Source organism: Gluconobacter sp. P1D12_c (genome assembly GCF_018812105.1).
Lineage (GTDB): Bacteria > Pseudomonadota > Alphaproteobacteria > Acetobacterales > Acetobacteraceae > Gluconobacter > Gluconobacter oxydans_A.
Genome location: NZ_JACSIQ010000336.1, coordinates 1 through 501 on the forward strand (window position 1 = coordinate 1; position 501 = coordinate 501).

General features: G+C 40.9%; 1 pseudogene. It reads right to left on the bottom strand.

Going from position 1 to position 501, the window contains the following annotated elements:
• Positions 1-501 (bottom strand): annotated as a pseudogene (locus tag KP705_RS17050) (hypothetical protein); the annotation flags it as partial.

A 501-nucleotide genomic window follows, 5' to 3' on the forward strand; every position in this document is an offset into this window, starting at 1 on the left:
AATTCCATGCGAATCCAAAGAATCAAAAACTAAACCAAGATAAGTTTCAAGCTGTTCATTCTTCTTCTGTAAATCTCTGAACGGCTTGCCCTTATCAAAACTTTTTTCGCGTTCGCTTTTCAATTCGTTCAATAGTGATTTTCGTGATTCATTACTTTTGTGAATTTTTGTTTTTAGTGATGAATTACTCGCTTTCAACTTCTCATTTTGATTCTTCAATAAATGAATTTCATTTTCACGAGACTTCGCACCATCATCAAAACGGCTTTTCGTGAATGACTCAGAAACCTGAACAACACCACCAGCAACAGCAGAAGAAACAGCACCAACCAACGTGCCAGCCTTCTCAAACTTTTCAGCCTTAGCTTTTGCAGCATCAACACGCTTTGCAACAGCACGACCATCAGCCAGAGCAATAGCTAAAGCCTTGGCTTGTTGCTTCTCCTGGTTCCACTGGTCCCGAGTTAAACGCCTACGACCTGGACCAATACGAGTTAAGCC